General features: G+C 45.9%; 12 protein-coding genes. 8 read left to right on the forward strand and 4 right to left on the reverse strand.

The window, feature by feature from the left end:
• The first annotated feature begins 150 nt into the window (after window positions 1-150).
• The 3 genes from ED312_RS10800 (at window position 151) to ED312_RS10810 (ending at window position 6,664) form a co-directional block, all read left to right on the forward strand.
• Entirely contained in the window at window positions 151-1,569 is a 1,419-nt protein-coding gene (locus tag ED312_RS10800; RefSeq protein ID WP_123216030.1) for a NarK family nitrate/nitrite MFS transporter, read from the forward strand.
• A gap of 125 nt (window positions 1,570-1,694) precedes the next feature.
• Window positions 1,695-5,216, forward strand: coding sequence for a nitrate reductase (locus tag ED312_RS10805; protein ID WP_123216031.1), 3,522 nt, complete (start codon window positions 1,695-1,697; stop codon window positions 5,214-5,216).
• Entirely contained in the window at window positions 5,213-6,664 is a 1,452-nt protein-coding gene (locus ED312_RS10810) for a rubredoxin (RefSeq protein ID WP_123216032.1), read from the forward strand. The genes ED312_RS10805 and ED312_RS10810 overlap by 4 nt, the downstream gene beginning before the upstream one ends.
• Before the next feature lie 16 nt (window positions 6,665-6,680).
• Here ED312_RS10810 and cobA read toward each other — a convergent pair whose 3' ends face one another.
• Together cobA and ED312_RS10820 are read right to left on the reverse strand one after the other, a co-directional pair.
• Window positions 6,681-7,505 carry a uroporphyrinogen-III C-methyltransferase gene (gene cobA / locus ED312_RS10815; RefSeq protein WP_317125675.1) on the reverse strand — a complete coding sequence of 275 codons (825 nt, stop codon included), beginning with the start codon at window positions 7,503-7,505 and terminating at the stop codon, window positions 6,681-6,683.
• A gap of 155 nt (window positions 7,506-7,660) precedes the next feature.
• Entirely contained in the window at window positions 7,661-8,836 is a 1,176-nt protein-coding gene (locus ED312_RS10820; RefSeq protein ID WP_123216033.1) for a molybdopterin molybdotransferase MoeA, read from the reverse strand.
• Window positions 8,837-8,959: 123 nt separating this feature from the next.
• On the opposite strand from ED312_RS10820, the gene ED312_RS10825 reads away from it, so the two are divergent.
• Window positions 8,960-10,231, forward strand: coding sequence for an alginate export family protein (locus tag ED312_RS10825; protein ID WP_123216034.1), 1,272 nt, complete (start codon window positions 8,960-8,962; stop codon window positions 10,229-10,231).
• Between the two features lie 66 nt (window positions 10,232-10,297).
• Here ED312_RS10825 and ED312_RS10830 read toward each other — a convergent pair whose 3' ends face one another.
• The gene (locus ED312_RS10830) at window positions 10,298-10,894 is read right to left on the reverse strand and encodes a 5'-methylthioadenosine/S-adenosylhomocysteine nucleosidase family protein (RefSeq protein WP_123216035.1); all 597 of its coding nucleotides are present in this window, start codon (window positions 10,892-10,894) and stop codon (window positions 10,298-10,300) included.
• Window positions 10,895-11,088: 194 nt separating this feature from the next.
• On the opposite strand from ED312_RS10830, the gene ED312_RS10835 reads away from it, so the two are divergent.
• Window positions 11,089-12,342 carry a chloride channel protein gene (locus ED312_RS10835; protein ID WP_123216036.1) on the forward strand — a complete coding sequence of 418 codons (1,254 nt, stop codon included), beginning with the start codon at window positions 11,089-11,091 and terminating at the stop codon, window positions 12,340-12,342.
• Between the two features lie 41 nt (window positions 12,343-12,383).
• On the opposite strand, the gene ED312_RS10840 is transcribed toward ED312_RS10835, so the two are convergent.
• Entirely contained in the window at window positions 12,384-13,205 is an 822-nt protein-coding gene (locus ED312_RS10840) for an HAEPLYID family protein (protein ID WP_123216037.1), read from the reverse strand.
• A gap of 371 nt (window positions 13,206-13,576) precedes the next feature.
• On the opposite strand from ED312_RS10840, the gene ED312_RS10845 reads away from it, so the two are divergent.
• Genes ED312_RS10845 through ED312_RS10855 form a run of 3 tightly spaced genes read left to right on the forward strand, consistent with a single transcriptional unit; the run spans window position 13,577 to window position 16,700 of the window.
• Window positions 13,577-14,869 carry a DUF5690 family protein gene (locus ED312_RS10845; protein ID WP_317125676.1) on the forward strand — a complete coding sequence of 431 codons (1,293 nt, stop codon included), beginning with the start codon at window positions 13,577-13,579 and terminating at the stop codon, window positions 14,867-14,869.
• Window positions 14,853-16,004, forward strand: a complete 1,152-nt coding sequence (locus ED312_RS10850) for a TIGR03364 family FAD-dependent oxidoreductase (RefSeq protein WP_123216039.1) — start codon at window positions 14,853-14,855, stop codon at window positions 16,002-16,004. The genes ED312_RS10845 and ED312_RS10850 overlap by 17 nt, the downstream gene beginning before the upstream one ends.
• Before the next feature lie 12 nt (window positions 16,005-16,016).
• The gene (locus ED312_RS10855; RefSeq protein WP_123216040.1) at window positions 16,017-16,700 is read left to right on the forward strand and encodes a phosphonatase-like hydrolase; all 684 of its coding nucleotides are present in this window, start codon (window positions 16,017-16,019) and stop codon (window positions 16,698-16,700) included.
• Window positions 16,701-16,818: the final 118 nt, after the last annotated feature.

Consider the following 16,818-nt stretch of genomic DNA (forward strand, 5'->3'; position numbering starts at 1 on the left):
TGAAATTTAACCGCTTAAAATTTTGCAATTTACAATATCGCTTTCCTCATATGCAGCGACTTTTATAAGTTCGTAATTTTTTGAAATACGTATATTATTAAGTAGTTAATTAAGTAATTTTACTTAATTTAGTTGCAAATAATATGCGTTATGAAAAAAAATGATTCCAAAAAAGCTGCCAGATTAGAGTTGTTGAATTTCAAAAGTATTCCTATCCGGACATTCTGGATTTCTTCCATTGCATTTTTTCTGTGCTTTTTCGCCTGGTTCGGGATAGTGCCCTTTATGCCGAGTGTCGTGGCCGATCTTGGCCTCACACCTGCTGAGAAATGGAATGCTACTGTACTGGCGGTTGCCGGTACTGTTTTTGCCCGTTTGCTGATAGGAAAACTATGTGATAAATACGGCCCCAGGAAGTGTTATACCGGGTTGTTGATGCTGGGGGCCATACCTGTTATTCTCACCGGTTTTGTGCAGACCCCCTTACAATTTCTCTTCTGCAGGTTCCTGACAGGGTTTATAGGGGCTTCCTTTGTGATTACCCAGGTACATACCTCCCTGATGTTCTCTTCCAATATTGTAGGAACTGCAAATGCCACTTCCGCCGGATGGGGAAACCTGGGAGGAGGGGCCAACAGGCTGGGAATGCCCCTGCTCGCCGCCCTGGTCGTGGCGATGGGAGTTTCGGAAGCTTCTGCCTGGCGTTATGCCATTATTGTTGCGGGAATCCTGTGTTTGTGCATGGGGCTTGTATATTTTTTGTTCACTAAGGATACGCCGGAAGGAAATTTCTCCGAACTGAAGAAAAGTGACCGGCCGGAAATCCGTAAAGATCAGATCGGGTTCCTGAAGGTGCTGAAAGACTACAGGGTGTGGATCCTTTTTGTCGTGTACGCAAGCTGTTTCGGAATTGAACTGACCGTATACGGGACTATGGACGATTATCTTCAAAATACATTTCAACTGGAAAGGATAACTGCAGGGAATATTGTCTTGTCTTTTGCTCTGATGAATATTTTTGCCCGTACCCTGGGAGGGATTTTCGGGGACAGGTTCGGCAAATCGAAAGGACTGAGAGGCCGGGTTTGGTTTTTATCCGTAATCCTGATGGTCCAGGGAGCCGTACTTGTATTGTTTTCGGGAATATCCGGTAATCTGTATGTGGCAATCGGAATTCTGATTGTGTTCAGCCTTACAGTGCAAATGGCGGAAGGGGCGACTTTTTCGGTAGTGCCGTTTATCAATAAAAAGGCCATAGGTACTATTTCGGGTATCGTAGGGGCAGGTGGCAATGTGGGGGCTTTCCTTGCAGCCCTGCTTTTGAAGTTTGAATCGGGGAGCGCAGAAAAAGCTGCCATCGCAGCAAGTGAAGGAATGGGGAAAGAGGCCGTTAAGGCGGTACAGGCCGCGGCATCTTCCGCAGCAGTGTCCCATGGGTATTTGCTGATAGGAATACTGGTGATAATTTCCGGCGTGGTTTCGTTTGCTATCAGGTTTTCTGCCAGAGATGAAAAACTGGCGAATGAAGAAATCAAACATTCCCTGAGGGCAGAGCCTGCAAATTTTTAATACAGGTACCCTTTTTATCCGGATTGTTCAAAAAAAACAAGGGACAATTTCTTATACTTCAATTATTTCGATTTCTCTTTTATCTGTTGTATAAATAGTTCAAATTTGTATAAAACCGGCAATGTATGTTGGAAAAAGAAGTGAAAAGCACGTGTTCGTACTGTGGTGTGGGATGTGGGGTCGTTGTACGTAAAAATGCAAGGAACCGCGTGGAAGTGGAAGGAGATAAAGACCATCCCGTCAATAAGGGTATGCTCTGCTCCAAGGGGATGAACCTGCATTATGTGGTCAATGATACTTCGGACAGGCTGCTGTACCCCGAAATGCGCTGGAGCAGGTCCCATCCCAGGGAAAGGGTATCGTGGGATGAGGCTCTGGACAGGGCGGCAGGCGTCTTCCGGTCGATCATTGAAAAACACGGCCCGGACAGCGTTGGTTTCTATGTATCGGGACAGTGCCTGACGGAAGAATATTATATAGCCAACAAGCTGGTAAAAGGATTTATCGGCACTAATAATATTGATACCAATTCCAGGCTCTGTATGAGCTCTGCCGTCGTAGGGTACAAAAAGACTTTCGGTGAAGATATCGTACCTGGAAATTACGAGGATATAGAACTTGCGGATACTTTTCTGATTGCCGGGGCCAATCCGGCATGGTGTCACCCGATCCTTTTCCGGCGACTTGAAAATCACAAACAGAAAAACCCTGATGTTAAGATCATTGTTGTGGACCCCCGGAAAACAGATTCGGCAGCCATTGCGGACCTGCACTTACAAATTTTGCCGGGAACAGATGTATACCTCTATAATGCCATAGGGAGGTACCTTCTTAAAAAAGGATATGTAGATAAGAATTTTATCAAAAACCATACGGAAGGATTCAGGGAGTTCAGGGAGGCCGTGCAGGCAGTTTCATTCAGTAAAGCGGCTGAAATTTGCGGGATAACCATAGGAGATATCAAAGAAGCAGCCATGATGATCGGGAGATCGGGCGGTTTTATGAGTTTTTGGGCAATGGGGCTGAACCAGAGCATAATAGGTAGTGAGAAAAATTATGCCCTGCTCAACCTGTCACTGGTTACCGGACAGGTAGGCAAACCCGGGTGCGGCCCTTTTTCGTTAACGGGGCAGCCCAATGCCATGGGAGGAAGGGAAGTAGGAGGAATGGCCAATTTACTTGCCGTGCATAAAGACCTGGCCAATCCCGGACACAGGGAGGAAGTAGCCAGCTTCTGGGGCGTGGAAAAAATCAATCCTGAGCCCGGGTATACGGCCACCGAAATGATAGATGCCCTGGAGGACGGAAAACTCAAGGCCATCTGGATTATCTGTACGAACCCTATGGTCAGCCTTCCCAATTCCAAAAAAGCAGAAGCAGCTTTAAAGAAGGCACGGTTTGTGGTGGTTCAGGATATATCCGGGAATTCAGACACCATCGAACATGCGGACCTGGTGCTTCCGGCAGCGGGATGGCTGGAAAAGGAAGGGACCATGACAAATTCGGAAAGGAGGATCTCTTACCTTCCCAAATATATCCATCCGCCCGGCGAGGCAAGACCGGATGTGGATATCCTCTGTGACTTTGCACAACGTATGGGATTCGGAGGGTTTAATTATGGGAATACGCCCGAAATATACGAGGAATATGCCCAGATGACCAAAGGAACCCATATAGACATCTCGTACTTAAACTACGATCGCCTTAAGAACGAAGGCACGTTTCAATGGCCGGTTTCCGAATACCGGCATCCCGGTACGCCCAGGCTTTTTCAGGACAAGAAATTTTATACCCCGTCACAAAAGGCTGTTTTCAATATTCCCAAAGTCACCAATCCCGGGTTTTTACAGAAGGAGCCCGATTATCCCCTGGTATTGACCACGGGAAGAGTACGAGATCAATGGCATACCATGACCAAAACGGGTAAGGTGGCACGATTAAAAACACATTACCCCGATCCGGTATTGGAAATTAATATGGTAGATGCCTATTTAAAAGGTATCCGGAACGGGGATGTGACCGAAGTTACCAGTAAATACGGGCAGGTAAGGCTCCGTGCGAAAATCACCGAAAATATCCGGGAAGGTGTCGTTTTTATCCCGATGCACTGGGGCAAGAAATTAAAAAGCGACCTGAACAGGACCAATAACCTGACCAGCGGTATCGTAGACCCCATTTCCAAAGAGCCCGATTTTAAGTATACCGCCGTACGCATTAATAAGTATGAAAAGAAGAAAGAAAAAATCATAGTTATAGGCGCAGGGGCAGCCGCATTCCGCTTTGTGCAAAATTACAGGGAACACAATTCGGAGGACGAAATCACCGTATTCTCCTCAGAACCCGATTCGTTCTACAACCGGGTTTTACTGCCGGAGTATATTACGGAAAACCTGAGCTGGGAACAGTTGCAGAAAGTAAAAGAGAAAGCCCTGGAAAAACTCAATATCGATCTCAAAGCGGGAATTTCCGTAGAGAAGATCGATAGGAATACCAAAGAGGTGATCGACCAGAATGCGGAAAGACATCCGTACGATAAACTGATCCTGGCCACCGGAAGCCGCGCCTTTGCCCCCAAAGATGCCCAGCTGCATCTTCCGGGCAGGTTTACAATGCGAAATAAAAAGGATGCGGACGATTTTAAGGCATTCATGGAAACCACGCATCCCGATCCGCAGCAAAGGCATGTGGTCATTGTAGGCGGGGGGCTGCTGGGGCTGGAACTGGCTGCCGCACTCCGGGAAGACCAGGTGAATGTTACGGTTGTTCAGAGGTCCAGCCGGCTCATGGAAAGGCAACTGGATATTACGTCGAGCAAGCTCCTGGAGGAAGATGTTCACGAACGGGGTATCCAGGTGTATTTTGATAACGAAGTAAGTACGGTCTTTAACACCGAGGATTCCGGGGAGCTGAACATAACCCTCAAAAGCGGCCGGATACTCAATGCCAATGCCATAGTTTATGCCATAGGTACGCGCCCCAATATTGAAATAGCAAAAGAAGCGGGTATAGTCTGCGGAAGGGGCGTAAAGATAAACCAGCACCTCCAGACTTCGGATGCCGATATTTTTGCACTCGGCGAAATTGCGGAATATAAAGACAAAATGTTTGGTATAACTTCCGCAGCAGAAGAACAGGCTGCGGTTCTGGCCAATTTTTTGGCCGGGGATATCAGCAGTTCGTATAACGGGTCGGTTTTAATGAATATCCTCAAGTTCAGCAATCTCGATGTATGCAGTGTGGGTGATATCCAGATCCCTCAAAATGACGATAGTTACGAGGAAATTGTTTTCCTGGACCTGAAAAAAAAATATTACAAGAAATGTATAGTACAGCATGATCTGCTGGTGGGCGCCATTTTAATGGGGGATAAAAACGAATTTGCCGAATTCAAAGGACTGATAGAAGGTAAAATGGAACTGGCAGACAAAAGGGAAGTGCTGTTGCGAGGGTCGGGAGGAAGTAAGCCCGTTAAAGGAAAACTGGTTTGTTCATGTAGCCAGGTCGGGACAGGAAATATCGAAGAAGCTATTTCCGGGGGATGCAGGGATTTTACCGAATTGTGCAACCAGACCGGGGCCGGCCTCGGGTGCGGAAGCTGTAAATCGGAAGTAAGAGAACTTTTGCATAATTCAAAAGCATTGGTATGAGAAAGCAGATACCCAGGTTATTGATCAAAGGAGGGGTGTTGTCTCCTGCCGAATTAAAAAAAGTAGTGGAAAATGCGGAGCTGTCCGGCTTAAAAAGTATTTCCTTCGGGTCCAGACAGGATATCCTTTTTCCGGAATACCGGGAAAGCGAATCCGGGAAAAGACTCGATTTTAAAGACTTTAACCTCCTGGATTCCACTTCCGGGTTCCGGAGCGAAAACATAGTGTGTTCTTATGTTTCCACTGACATCTTTCCGACGACTTCCTGGATTACCGGCGACCGGTATTTGTATATCCTGGAACAGATCAGGTATTTTCCGAAACTGAAGATTAATATTACCGAACCAAAACAAAGACTGGTCCCGTTATTTATGGGCCATCTTAATTTCATCGCTTCCGAAAGGGAAGATTACTGGTACCTGTATATCCGGCTTCCCGACTGGGAAAACATGGAGATGTACCCGGCGCTTATCTACAGCTGGGACATAGCCAGGATAGGAGAGGCCATTGAAGACCTGCTGCAGGAAGAGCCCGAAAATGTAGAAACCCTCTTCGATCTTCTGAATGATGCGATCGAAACGGATAATAAGACAATAGATAAACCTCTGCAGGTACCTTTTTACCCTTTTCCGTATTACGAAGGAATGAACCGTACGGGCACCGGGGAATACTGGCTCGGATTGTACTGGCGAAACAACCGCTACGATCTGCAGTTCTTAAAGGCCATGTGTGATCTGTGTTCCGAATTAAAAATTGGGAGAATATGTATTACCCCGTGGAAATCCTTCATCATTAAAGGAATACCGGAACGTTCTAAGCTACAGTGGGAAAAATTGCTGGGAAGGTTTGGTATAAACGTAAGGCATTCCATGCTGGAACTAAACTGGCATTTACCGGTAGCCAATGAAGAATTACTGAAATTAAAACAATACCTGGTTGCCAACTTTGATCAGAATGATATTTCCACATACGGGCTTACTTTTACTATTAGTGAACATACCAGGCATTACTATTATTTTACTTCCATAGTAGTAGAGAAGAATATACAACCTTCCGAAATTAACGGATTCCGTATCCGGGATACCTTCAACCTGCTTTTTGCCAAAGATTTTGACCCCAATACCAAGGAATACATTACCTATGTCCAGGATATAGACCAGGATGCGCTTCCGGGGCTTTTAATGGAACTTAGTCAGATGTATTTCGAGCAATTGGGAAGTAAAAAGGAGGATGGTAAAAAAGCGGACAGGGAAATAACCGAGCAGCGTAAAGAAGTATTTCAGTGCAGGGAATGCCTAACCGTTTATGATGAAATTTACGGAGATATCACACAGGAGATAGCTCCCGGTATTCTTTTTGAAGATCTTCCGGAAAATTATAAATGCCCGGTTTGTGAAGCCTCCAAAACTTCGTTCGGGAAAAAGGTCTTTAGCGGGTTCAAACAATAATCTTTGAGTGTACCATTTAAGCCGGAACGGTATCTAAACCCAGATTCTGGTAAATAAATTCATCATCCGTATGCCATGCTACAGGTAAAAAACTATCTTGTGACAGCAGGTGATGTAGTTTTACAACTTCGCCGATAACTATGATCCCGGGTCCGATTTTTTCCCTTTCTGCTTTATCCAGAATGTTCTCTATGGTACCGATACAATATTCCTGGTTGTTGCAGGTGCCGTTGCGGATAACCGCTACGGGGGTATGCGGCTTTTTCGCGGCCTTGAATACCTCTGTTATTTCTGCAAGTTTATTCATTCCCATCAGGATGACAACGGTGGCACCGGACCGGGCTGCCATTTTTATGTCGCCCGAAAGTCTTCCGGATGAAGTGGTAGCCGTAATTACCCAAAAACTCTCCGAAATCCCCCGGTGCGTGACCGGTATGCCGATGTTTGCAGGAACGGCAACTGAAGACGATATACCGGGAATCACGCGGAACGGGATGCCGTGTTCGGTCAAATAAGCCGCTTCTTCACCACCCCGCCCGAAAATAAAAGGGTCGCCGCCTTTCAGCCTTACGACATGCCCGGAATTCCGCGCCTCATCAACCAGTAATTGATTTATTTCGTCCTGAGAGCAGGCGTGTAACGATTTTCTCTTTCCCACGAAGATCGTTTTAACGGTTGCACCGGCGTGTTGGAGGATCTCCTTGTTTACCAGTGCATCATACAGGATTACATCGGCCGTTTCCAGCGCTTTAACCGCTTTTAGCGTTAACAGGTCCGGGTCTCCGGGACCTGCGCCCACAAGGCTTACAAAAGGGGAATTGTTATTGGTGTTTTTCATCATAATTGCTCGTTTATGGCAACAGGTATTTTTTAATTTCCAAGTGATTCTTGGCAGTAACCTGACGGGAGCATCCTGTTGTACAAAAGTACACTGAGAATGCGCAAAGATGCACAGAAAAGAGAAAATCCGGCCCCATCAGGCATAATTGTAAGATATCAGTTATATTCCATAAGCATATATTCTATAGATTGGTTTTCATGAAGGACAGAGGTATTTTCCGGTATCATGGCTATGGCATTTGCGGTGATAAAACCATGCAGCATGGCAGAGCTTTGCCCGTCCGGTATTTCTGCAATCCCGTTTTCAATATATGCTCTTAAAAACATCGTTTTTTCCTTCGGGTTCAGTATTTTACTTTTTGTCCGGGCCCGGTACCATTTGTTTTCAGGTTCAGTAATTCCCCTTTGTCTCCTTAGCTCCGGTAGTACATAAATATAAAAGCAGGTTAGGACGGAGGCCGGGTTTCCCGGGAGTGCAAACACGGTTTTACGATCTTTTTTTCCGAACCACAACGGTTTTCCCGGCTTGTGGTTCACTTTATAAAATATTTCTTTTACCCTGTTTGCCCGTAAGGCACCTTGTACAAAATCGTATTCCCCGACAGAGATCCCCCCGGAGATGAGAAGTATGTCATTTTCTTGCAACGCCTGTTTTATGATGTGTTCTGTGTGCGTTTTTTCATCCTTTGCACGGTAAATATTTACCCCGGGACAACCGTTCTCAATTAATGCCGTTTTCAGCATCAGGGTATTACTGTCATATATTTTTCCGGGTTCGGGTTTGTCGGAAGGCGAGAGCAGTTCGCTTCCGGTAGCTATAATACCGATCCGGGGAACAGCAAACACCTCCACCTTTTCTATTCCGAAACCGGCTAGCATGCCTATACCGGCAGAATTCAATTTTGTCCCTTTTTGTAAGACCGGGCTTCCTTTTCGTATTTGTTCTCCTATTGCACGGATATTGGCCCCTGCCCGGGGAATTTTATGAAGTATGAGGTTTTGCCCGGATACCGTCGTGTGTTCCTGTATAACCACAGTGTCTGCATTTTCGGGAACCATTGCCCCGGTAAATATCCTGCAGGCTTCCCCTTCAGCGAGTTTTAAGGTACAGTTGTCCCCTGCTTTTGATTCGCCTTTTACTACGTAGTTTTCCCTGCCATGCCGTATGGCATAACCATCCATGGCGGATTGCCGGAAATGCGGCAGGTCAAAAGGGGCATACACGGGAGCTGCCAGTACTTTTCCAAGAGCAGTGCCTGTAGCAGATTCCGTAATTACCGGAGTGGGACTATGGTCCCGAATAAATTGCCGGGCCTGGTTGACTGAGATCATCACGTGTTTTTAGAGACAGGACAAATATACGGTATTATACGTATTTTGCAAAATAAAAATAAGTATTAATACGTAGTTTATGAAATTATTATGTATGTTTGAATGTAATATAAAATTTTAGCTATGAAAAGAATTTTGTCAACACTTTTTTTAATGATTTCATTGAGTGTGCCCTGCATTGCCCAGATTTTGGATCTGGATGCAGACGTGAGGTCCAGGTTTGAGTACCGGCACGGATACGGCACCCTATTCCCCGATGGAGCCAAACCGGCGGCATTTGTTACCCAAAGGTCCCGGCTGAATACCGGATATTTTTCGGATAACCTGAGGGTGATGTTAAGTATTCAGGATGTCAGTACCTGGGGAGATACACGTCAACTGGACCCTTCGGATACAAATCATTCCCTTTCCCTGTTCCAGGCCTGGGCGGAAATAGGTCTCCTGGAAAAGTTTTCGGTAAAACTGGGCAGACAGGTTATCTCTTATGATAACCAGAGGATCTTCGGGGAAGTGGACTGGGCCATGCAGGGCCGTTTTCACGATGCATTGTTACTGAAGTATAAAAATGACAGCTTTAGTATGGATGCCGGGTTGGCGTTCAGCCAGGAAGAAGAATCACTTTTCGGGAGCCGGTATGATATAACCGGATTTTATACGTATAAAACGATGCAGTACCTCTATGCCAGAAAAACATTTCAAAACCTGCAACTGAGTTTTCTGTTTTTGAATAACGGGTTTCAAAAGTATGAAGATGAAGAAAAATCTGTGGCCGATGGTGTTTACAATCGTCAGACCACCGGCTTTTATTTCCGCTATCCTTTGCGTAAATGGAAATTTTCCGGCAGCTTTTATTACCAGTTCGGAGAAGCCTCACGGGAAATTGACCTGAGTGCGTACCAATTTTCCCTCAACGGTGAATACACCATGACAACGGGAACCCTGGGGGCAGGAATTGAAGTTCTGAGCGGAACCGATATGCAGGGAACCGGGGATAGCCATTCGTTTTTTCCGTTGTACGGTACCAACCATAAGTTCAACGGCTTCATGGACTATTTTTATGTGGGGAACCACGCGGATAATGTAGGCTTAAATGATATTTATGTGAAATATCTTTTTAAGTTTCCGGCATCCACATTACTTTTAAAAGGACATTATTTTACTTCCAATGCAGATTTGTCCCCCGGGGAAAGCCAGTACCTGGGCACTGAATTCGACCTGGTTTTCGGGAAGGAAATTCTAAAAAATGTCTTCCTGAACCTGGGATATTCCCAAATGTTTCCATCCGACAGTATGGGTACGGTCAAAGGAGAGATTTCTTCCGACAATACGAACAATTGGGCATGGGTGCAATTGAAAATAACGCCGAAATTATTACGGTTTACGCTGAACAAATAATATTCTAATCCCGGAAGGCGGAGGAGATCCTTTAAGGGATGTCAGGGGAGATAATGTTATTGCAATTTATTGTTGTTTCCCTGCCGGAAGCAGGAGTCTGCGGAATACCTCGGATGTCTTGTGTACCTGGATTGTCCAGTCCTCTGCGGCCGAACCGTCGGCACCGTCCGAGATGTACTTCAGGCACAGGAAGGGGATATGTTCTTTCATGGCTATGAGGGCCAGCGGGTAAGCTTCCATGTCCACTACATTGTATTCGGTGGCGTCGTGGTCCATTTCAAAACTGTCCCCTGTTCCGCAAATAGCCTGCGGGAGCCCGTCCAGTTCTAACCCGTGGGCCAGCAGGGGAGGGATACCGGAAAGCGGGGTTTCGTATAAAGCATAACCAAGGCCTCTGACGTCCATGTCACGCTGTACAAATGTAGTGCAGCAAACCACTTCTCCCTTCCGGAAATGCCTGCTTCCGGCCGAACCCAGGTTGATGATCAACCGGGGTTTTCGTATATGTATGGCCTTGGCAAGTTCAAAGGCAGCATTTACCTTTCCTATACCGGTAATCAGTTTATTGGTACCGTTAAAAGCTGTCCCCGCCTCCGATTCCAGGGCAAAAACAAACAGGGTATCTTTAGGGGGATATGTATGGGTTTCGTTTATTGTTATCATGTGGTTTTATATGCTGTACAGTGCCGTTATCAAGGGCTACTTCATACTTTTATAAAGAAGGCAAATTTAAGGCAAATAAGGTAGTTTCCGGTAATTGTGCGATGGATTACCGGGAATGTATGGGAATTTTAGTCGTTGTCAGGAAGGTGCGGAACCAAAAAACCTATAGTTTTGTGTCCTAAATTGAAAACGATATGTTGTCGGTAAAAACAAAAAGCCTGTTGTTTTTTCTCTGGAACGCACTGCTTGTTGCCGCTTTGGCTGTTGTATTGGCTTCTACACTTAAACACCTGACCGAAATAGCGGAGGAATTCATGCTGGAACTCGCCGCGGTATACACGGCAGGTTTGTTCCTGTTCCCCCTTGCAGGGCTTATACTTATATATTATTTGAGAAAACGGGTATTCAAAGGGAAAAAGAACAAGGGAATCAAAGAAATTTACAATACACTTTCATATCGCAAAGAATCACTGCCCTGGTATAAGGTGCCATCCCATTACATTAACGGGTTTTTAACGGTTATTTCCGGGGGATCAACGGGTATAGAAGTTTCTACCGTAGTCGCTACGGCAGCCATCGGCGCAAATATGCAGCGGGTCGGAAAATCGGCTAAAAAGCATCGTTCCGCATTGATCTGTGCCGGAGTGGCTGCCGGAATAGCTACCCTATTCAGCAGCCCTTTGGCAGGAGGATTATTCGCCCTGGAGGTCATTGCCCGGAAGAGGGACAGGTTAATATGGGTAGCAGTGGGTATAGGAAGTGCCGTAGCCGGTGGAGCGATGTACCTCGAAGGGCGGGAATACCTGTTTGATGCGGAGGTCCTGTTCTGGAAATGGCAGGCTGTGCCCTATTTTATAGTGGTAAGCCTGTTGGGTGGTATTTGTGCGGTATACTTCACCAAAACAGTCCTGTTTTTTAAAGAACGACTTGGTAGCCTGGAAAACAACTGTACACGTATCTGTATAGCGGCATTGCTGTTAGGAGGTCTTCTGGTTATGTTCCCCCAACTGTACGGGGATAGTTATCATGCCGTACCGGAATTTTTGGTGATGAATCCTGAAATGACCGGTATGTCGCATACCATCCCTCTTTTACTTCTATTAATATTCCTTAAGCCTCTTGCCGCAAGCCTGACGCTGGGAGGAGGAGGAGACGGAGGGGTTTTTGCACCGAGCATAGTAACGGGGGCATTTATCGGGTTGTTTGTGGCACTTGTCGGAAACCGGTATTTCGGAACGGATCTGGTTCCCGTGAATTTTGCGCTGATCGGGGCGGCAACCATGCTCAGTGCTGCTATTCATGCCCCGCTAACAGCACTTTTTTTGGCATGCAGTATCGTAAAGGGTGGCTATGTACTTTTCGGCCCTATGCTGGTTGCGGTTTACCTTGCCAAGCATACGGCACAGTACCTGTATGGCTATACGGTATATACTTACCGGAAAGCTTAGGCCCGGCATTACCTGCCGGTCATCAGCAGCAGGAGTGTAGGTCAGGGTTCGTAAATAACCCGGAAAAAGCAACTGGAACCTTCCCGGGCTTCGGTTATGGGAAGTCCGGTTACCAACCCGATAGCGAGCCTGTGGTTTAATTTTATTTTTGCCTGTGGACGAAGGGTCATTTGAAATCTTCCTCCTTCTACCTCCTTGTTTATTTCTATTCCGATAAAATGTCCGGTTCCCGGAATGGTGTAATGAAAAGTGGTATTGATCAGCCAGTTAATAGTAGTGATGTTTTCGGCTAGATCCTGTTCTGCCACCGGTCCGGTGTAGACCAGCGTATGAAAATCAGATCCCCAGCGTTTGGCTGCAATAAAGAACGGGTTATAAGCTACTCCCTTAATGAGATGATCGTCTCCGTAGTTTTTAAAACCGATGAATTCCAAGATTTGGGTGTACCCTACAGCCAGGGTAGCTTGGTGTTCTGTAGAGACAAGGAAAGAATATTGCGAGGAAAACCGCAAACACTCCAGTTTGTTTTCGGGAATTTCGGCATCGCCCCCAGCTCGTTTAAAAAAGGAAAAATCCGCTTCCACTTCCAGCCCCAGTCGATGGACAGGGGCAAATTCGTATTCGATCAGGAAAGCATATTCGTTGTAGTCTCTGTTTTTTGCAAAATCCACACCTATGTTAATTTCTTTTTCTCCCTTTCTTGCCCCAAGGTCGCGCACCAGGTCCATGTACAGCGGTTCGGCATGGGAAACTTTGTGGGGTAGCGTAGCATCATCTGTTTGAGCATTGGCATTTAAAGTGAGCATAATGGTCATAAACAACAAGCCGGTATGCTTAACATAAAGTATTTTTATTTTTTCCATTCCACAAATCAACATGGAGATGTTGGAATAATTTGGGAAAGAAACCGGGGCCGGGTACAGAAGTCATGAGAGCCTTTTAGTTGGTAGTTGTCAGTTTTGGGATTGGAATGGCCATAAAGAATATTGAAATTCGGATAATCACATATAGTGCCTTTTTTTCTTATCCGATAACCGGTGTTATTCCTCGAGTAAAAATTCCCTGCTTACCCCAATCCGGCTTATATCCGGAAATTTCTGCCTTAACTTGAGATAGTATTGTTCCCGTTTCTGCTTCCCGTAACAATCTATTAATGTTTAGTTGATTTTAAATTTTTACAAATAGTAAATTATTTGGCTTTATTTGCTTTTATAATTTATTATAAGTAAATATTTTGTTTAAAAAATCCGACACCCGTTTTCTGACCTATGCCATAATAGCTGCTTTTGGCACCTATTTTTGTATGTATGCTTTCCGGAAGCCTTTTACAGTGGCAACATACGAAGGAGAGCATTTTTGGGGTGTGGATTATAAAATAGCGCTGATCATTGCGCAGGTATTGGGATACATGCTGTCTAAATTTTTAGGGATACGGCTGATCTCCGAATTAAAAAATACCAGGAGGGCACTTTACATTCTAACACTTATAGGACTTGCCGAGATAAGTCTTATAATTTTTGCAGTAGTACCTGCACCGTACAATATTGTTTTTATGTTTTTCAACGGCCTTCCACTGGGGCTGATATGGGGGATTGTCTTTTCTTACCTGGAAGGGAGAAGGCTCACCGAATTCCTCGGGCTGGCTTTGTGTTCAAGTTTTATTGTGTCCAGTGGGGTGGTGAAGTCGATAGGACTGTCGGTTATGCTGTGGTTTGGCGTGGGAGAATTCTGGATGCCGGCCGTTACCGGGGCCATATTCCTGCTGCCGTTGTTGTTCTTTACCCGGCTCCTGGAAAAAATTCCCGGACCCACTTCCGGGGATATCAGGCTTCGTAATGAACGGATTCCTATGACCCGTGCCGACCGTAAACAGGTACTCCGTATGTTTTGGTTTCCCCTGGTCGTTTTGGTGTTTTTTTATACGTTTTTAACCGCCTTTCGCGATTTCAGGGATAATTTTTCAAGAGAACTCTGGGATGCATTGGGGTTCCAGGGCGATGCTTCCGTGTATACGCTTGCCGAATTGCCTGTGGCATTTCTGGTACTGGGAATATTGAGTCTGATGGGGTTGGTGAGGGACAATTTCAAGGCATTTACGGGGTATCATTATCTATTGCTTACCGGAGTGACTGCGATTGGACTGGGAACATTTCTTTTCCAGCTGAAAATACTCGGTCCCTGGTTGTGGATGGTGGTGGTAGGGTTTGGATTGTACCTTGCCTATGTGCCTTTCAACTGCATATTTTTTGACCGTATGGTTGCTGCTTTCCGCACCAGGGGAAATGCCGGTTATCTCATTTATATAGCGGACAGTTTCGGGTACCTGGGGAGTATTCTGGTGCTCCTCTACAAGAATTTCGGCCAGGCCAGTATTTCCTGGATGTCTTTTTTCATTTATGGAAGTTATGGCATTGCCGTGCTGGGAGGGATGGCCGTGCTCAGCTCTCTTGCCTATTTTAAGTACAGACAAAAACAAACAAAAGATATCCATCTGCACAATTTACATTTACATGGAAAAGAAGTATGATTTGCTGGTAGTGGGAGGAGGTGCCCTAGGTACCTTCCACGCTTACCACGCCCTGCAAAATGGGTATAAGGTGGCTCTGCTGGAAAAGGACAGCAGGCCCGTAGGGGCCACGGTGCGTAATTTCGGACAGGTCGTTCCTTCCGGGATGAATAGCAAATGGCAGGAATACGGCAGGGAAAGCCTTGCTGTTTATAAGTTCATCCAGTCAGAATTTGATATTACGGTCAGGCAGAACGGTTCGGTTTACCTGGCATCGGACGAGCAGGAGCAGTTGCTTCTGGAAGAATTGCACCACATAAACCGGCAAAACGATTATACTTCGCACTTGCTTACCAAAGCAGAGTGCCTGCAAAAATACCCGGGCCTCAGAGAAGATTATGTTAAATCCGGCCTGTTTTTTCCGGAAGAGATTACCGTCGAACCCCTGCAAATGGTTCACAGGGTCCAGGAGTATCTGAAAAATTCTTTCGCCGCGGATATTTTCTTCAGTACCCCGGTCACCCGTTGCGATTCCTCCGGAGAAGAAGTGGTAGTATATACCGCGACGGGCATACAATTCCGGGCATCAAAAGTAATTATCTGCAACGGAAGTGATTTTCAATTACTGTATCCCGGATTGTTTGCCGCTGCCGATATGGAGGTCACCAAGTTACAAATGTTGCAGACCGTACCGCAGAAAGGCTTGAAAATGAGGGGGGGCGTACTCACCGGGCTTTCCATCCGTCGCTACGAAGCATTCCGGGAATGTCCCTCTTACGCAGCTATAAAAGCAGAGGAGGATTGTGACAGCCCGGAGAAAAAGTGGGGCGTGCATTTATTGTTTAAACAGGCAGCGGACGGCTCGGTTATTATCGGGGATTCCCATGAATATGCCGCCGTAACGGCCATAGAGAACCTGGGGTATCATATCGACGAAGGTATTAATCGCTTTCTCCTTGCCGAAGCCCGGAAAATATTTGATCTGCCCTCTTATGATATCCGATATCAATGGTTTGGCATGTATGCTCAATGCAGGACCGGGGATATTTTTCAGCACACCATAGATAACAACATACACATTGTAACAGCCATAGGCGGAAAGGGAATGACGGCAAGTCCCGGGTTTGCCGCAGAACATATAAAACAACTTTTATAAAATTTTTTAAGCATGCAGAAATACAGTCTGGCCGTTTTTGATATGGCAGGAACTACGATCGATGAAGACAATATAGTATATAAGACCCTGCGGAAAGTCCTTGTGGAAGCCGGGTATGACACGGATCTGCAAACGGTCCTGGTTCACGGTGCCGGAAAGGAAAAATATGAGGCCATAGCCGATATCCTGACAGAAAAAGGCATAAGGGATAATTCGGAAATTGCCCGTTCTGTTTTCGAGGATTTCAGAAAGGAACTGAAGCTCGCTTATGCCGGTATGGAGATATCTCCCTTTGACGGGGCGGTCTCTGCTTTTTCTTTCCTGAAGTCGGAAGGGATGAAGGTGGTGCTCAATACGGGGTATGACCGGAAAACGGCCACCGGCTTGCTGGAAAAACTGAACTGGCGGGAGGGAAGGGATTTCGATCTGCTCGTCACTGCCGGTGATGTGGACAAGAACCGCCCTTATCCGGATATGATCTTCTTGGCCATGCAAAAATTCGGTATAAAAGACGCTTCGGAAGTGTTGAAAATAGGGGACTCCGCAATAGATATTGAAGAAGGAAAAAATGCCGGGTGCGGATTGACCATAGGCGTAACCACAGGAGCGCAGGACGAAACGCAGTTGCGTACCGCAAACCCGGACTTCGTGATCCGTAGTTTGAAGGAACTCCGGGAAATAGTTGTTGCCGGATAACCTCATGGAAATTCCGGTTCTTTATCATCTGTGTTGGCCCCTTCGGGGGCTTTTTTTATGAAGTGATTTAAACTTTTTTTAAAAATAAAAAAGGGTTGCAGATATTTGTGTTGCGAAA

It is taken from the genome of Sinomicrobium pectinilyticum, from assembly GCF_003725735.1.
In the GTDB taxonomy this organism is placed as follows: Bacteria; Bacteroidota; Bacteroidia; order Flavobacteriales; family Flavobacteriaceae; genus Sinomicrobium; species Sinomicrobium pectinilyticum.

Bases quoted from the DNA above. Each gene is read 5' to 3' on its own strand.
- ED312_RS10855 (WP_123216040.1), top strand. From the start codon at position 16,017: ATGCAGAAATACAGTCTGGCCGTTTTTGATATGGCAGGAACTACGATC.
- ED312_RS10825 (WP_123216034.1), top strand. From the start codon at position 8,960: ATGAAAAGAATTTTGTCAACACTTTTTTTAATGATTTCATTGAGTGTG.
- ED312_RS10800 (WP_123216030.1), top strand. From the start codon at position 151: ATGAAAAAAAATGATTCCAAAAAAGCTGCCAGATTAGAGTTGTTGAAT.
- ED312_RS10820 (WP_123216033.1), bottom strand. From the start codon at position 8,836: ATGATCTCAGTCAACCAGGCCCGGCAATTTATTCGGGACCATAGTCCC.
- ED312_RS10810 (WP_123216032.1), top strand. From the start codon at position 5,213: ATGAGAAAGCAGATACCCAGGTTATTGATCAAAGGAGGGGTGTTGTCT.
- ED312_RS10805 (WP_123216031.1), top strand. From the start codon at position 1,695: ATGTTGGAAAAAGAAGTGAAAAGCACGTGTTCGTACTGTGGTGTGGGA.
- ED312_RS10830 (WP_123216035.1), bottom strand. From the start codon at position 10,894: ATGATAACAATAAACGAAACCCATACATATCCCCCTAAAGATACCCTG.
- ED312_RS10835 (WP_123216036.1), top strand. From the start codon at position 11,089: ATGTTGTCGGTAAAAACAAAAAGCCTGTTGTTTTTTCTCTGGAACGCA.
- cobA (WP_317125675.1), bottom strand. From the start codon at position 7,505: ATGATGAAAAACACCAATAACAATTCCCCTTTTGTAAGCCTTGTGGGC.
- ED312_RS10840 (WP_123216037.1), bottom strand. From the start codon at position 13,205: ATGGAAAAAATAAAAATACTTTATGTTAAGCATACCGGCTTGTTGTTT.
- ED312_RS10850 (WP_123216039.1), top strand. From the start codon at position 14,853: ATGGAAAAGAAGTATGATTTGCTGGTAGTGGGAGGAGGTGCCCTAGGT.